2 protein-coding genes are annotated in these 3161 nt (G+C 48.9%); both read right to left on the bottom strand.

Going from position 1 to position 3161, the window contains the following annotated elements; genetic code table 11:
* A partial coding sequence (locus VIM87_RS04430) for an NAD(P)-binding protein (protein ID WP_331995808.1) occupies positions 1-118 on the bottom strand: 118 nt, incomplete at its 3' end.
* A 109-nt stretch (positions 119-227) separates the two neighbouring features.
* Positions 228-3161 (bottom strand): 1-acyl-sn-glycerol-3-phosphate acyltransferase (locus VIM87_RS04425; RefSeq protein WP_331995807.1); only part of this gene is annotated, 2934 nt, incomplete at its 5' end.

The raw sequence follows: 3161 nt of genomic DNA, 5'->3' as shown, positions 1-3161 counted from the left end.
AACCGCCTATTTGTTTATTCTTTTCAAATACGGCTACGCGATACCCGTTGCGGCTTAATAAAGCGCCGCAAACCAGGCCTCCCAGGCCGCTACCGATTATGGCTACATCATAACTCATAGTCTAAAGGGTGCTGAAAGCTTAAAGCCTAAAGCAGAAAGCAAAAAGCTTAATGCAGCGTAGATTGCGAATTGCGCAAAATATTGTATTAGGCTTTCAGCTTTCTGCTTTAAGCTTTTTGCTTAATGACAAAGATCACATTTGAGGTATACTTTGTATTGTCTATCTGCTCCAAACTGGCGCCCATTTTCTCGATCAATTGTTTCAAATGCTGCCCGGAAAAAAAGGACAGCTGCTGTTTTGTTTTATTAAATCCCAACAAACGCGTACTAAAAAATTCTGTAAGGCGGGTACCTTCATGCCGTTTGCTCATATCGGCATCGCCATCGCGCACAATGATCACCCCACCTGGCGCCAGCTGCTGTAAACAGCGCTGCAGCAGCTGCTCCTGCTCCTGTGGCTGCAGGTAATGCAATACATCACTAATAATAAAAGCATCATGCTGCTCAAAAGTATAGCTCACCACATCTGCATATTCAAAATTCACCTTATCATTTTTCAGGTAGCAGTGGTTAGCGGTGGTTATCTTATCCTCATCATAATCCACGCCGGTAATAGTACGCTCTGCAGACAAGAAGTGCAGCATGTAGCTCATAAACCCGTATCCACAGCCAATATCCAGGATACGGCCTTTTTCCGGCACCAGGCTATGAAACAGGGTATAATTATTTTCCATGCGGGTTTTAATACGCATGTACCATTCCAGCACCGGGCCTTTATAAATGTAATTGTAAATAAGCTGCTCACGGAAATAGGCAGGCGTTTCCACACTACGGCGCAGCTCCTCATACTGCTGCTTAAAGTAGCGGCTAATGTGTTTGGTGCGCGCGGCATACCCTTCGCCCCAGTTCTTATCCTCCGGCGTAATGCGGGGCAGGTACTGCGCAGTAAGCACCCCGTTCTTTAACAGGAAATCGCTTTTGCTCATCGTATAGGCGGTACCGTGTATCAGCACCGGCAGTATATCCAGGCCTAATTGCTCCGCTAAATAAAATGCGCCTTTATGAAAACGCCTGATCACCGGGTCAGGTGAGCGGGTACCTTCCGGGTACACCACAATGGAATAGCCCTGTTCTACCATCCCACGCAGCTTGTCTACACTGGCCTCTGCCCCTTCTGCCACCGGGTAATACTCTGCCAGCCGCACTACTGCGCCAAATACCGGCGAGCGCCATACCCATTCATTGGTAAGCAGTATCACCTTGGGATTAAGCGCAATGGAAATTAATATATCCAGGAATGACTGGTGATTGCTGATAATAACGGCCGGCTTTTGCAGCTGCTCGTTCAGGGGATTGATAACGCGTTTTTTCACGTTGCCCATAATGTGCAGCTGCGACCAGGTAAACCACGACAGGAATACATGATACAGGTACTTACCCTTTTGCTTGTTAAAAGGGTTCAGGCGGATCAGGATATAACCCACAGTGGTGAGCAGCAGGCTGCCCAATGTAAAATAGGTGAATGCAAATACAGAAATGCACCAGCCGCTCAAGGTCCACGGCGCCCAGCCACGGCGGGTACGCCTGGCAATAAGCCAGTTGAACAGCAGCGGTATCATTACCTGAGATATCAATACCACACAGCCAATACCGATCATTGAGATCAATGCAATGGAACGCAGGGAGGGATGTTTTGCAAAGATCAGCACCCCCAATCCCAGGATGGTGGTAATGGCAGATAAAAAGATGGAAGAGCGGAAAGAGGATAGCTGCTCCTTACCGGTACGGTATTGCTGTAACAAGCCATCCATGGTAAAGATGCTGTAATCATCCCCCAAACCAAAAATAAAGGTGCTGAGAATAATGTTCACAATATTAAAGCGGATGCCGAACATGCCCATAATACCCAGGATCCAGATCCAGCTGATGAGCATGGGAATAAAGGTGATGAGCGCCAGCTCTATGCGGCCGTAAGAGATAAGCAGGGCAAAAAATACCAGCAGGGAGGTCATCCAGGCAATGCTGTTAAACTCATTGCGGATCACCTCTACCAGGCGGTTGGCCGCATATTGCTTATCCAGCACCGTAGTATTTTGTTGCGAGGCTAATGCTTTATACACCGCCTCTTTTTGACCCGGGTTCACTTTGAGCAGGGTAACCAGCGATACACGGTCTGGCTTCACGGTAATATAATCACCCAGGGAGCTGTTGCGCAGCGCTTCCTGGTCTGCTGGTGTCATGATCGTAAGGTCCTGCTGCAGCCATTGCGCAAAGGGATCAAAAGCAGTGGCTTTAAAACCCAGCGCAGGCCCCTGCTGCTGCAGGTAAGTGATGAGTTGTTGTTTTTTCTGCGGGGTCCAGTATTGCTGCCAGCGTTGTAAACGCACCTGCTGTTCCTGTTGTGATAATAGTAAGCTGCCTACACCGGCATACCTTTTCACAATGCCCTGCTGCTGCAGCTGCTGCACCACCGGCAGCATACGCTCGTTGGCCTGCAGGGCTTGTTCCAGCGTAGGGCCTTCTGTAACCACGTATACTGATTGTGCAGCATACGCGCTCAGGCTGTTCAGCTTTGCTTCTGCAGCTTTCAGCTCCGGCGTCATGAAGTTCATGCGCATCATATCACTTTCAAAACCTACTTTGCCGGCTGTAAAGCAGAAGATAACGGTGAGCAGCAGGATGCCGAACACCAGGTATTTATTTTTTTCCGGACGGTAGCCGGCCAGCTTATCCAACCAGGTGTGTGAATGGGCTGCAACCGGCTGTTTGGTTAAGATCCAGTGTGGTAAAAAGATCAGGGAGAAGGCGGCGGCCCCTACTAAGCTCAATGCCGCAAACAAACCTACATCCTTTAACATAGGTGATTCCACAAACTGCAAACACAGGAAGCCCCCAATAGTGGTAAAGCTGCCAATGGTCATGGGTGTGGCCAGGTCACGGATAGTTTCGCGGATATTGCCCAGGTGGCGGTAATGGTTGAATACGTGCAGCGAGTAGTTCACTGCAATACCTAATACCACAGCGCCTGCCCCAAGGGCTATCACAGATAATTTTCCTTTGATCAGGTAAATGCAGGCCAGTGAGAACAGTGCGCCAAAAAC

This window comes from Chitinophaga sp., from assembly GCF_036569125.1.
GTDB lineage: Bacteria > Bacteroidota > Bacteroidia > Chitinophagales > Chitinophagaceae > Chitinophaga.
The sequence above is the reverse complement of the archived record's forward strand: the minus strand, read 5'-3'. Positions and strand labels throughout refer to the sequence as shown.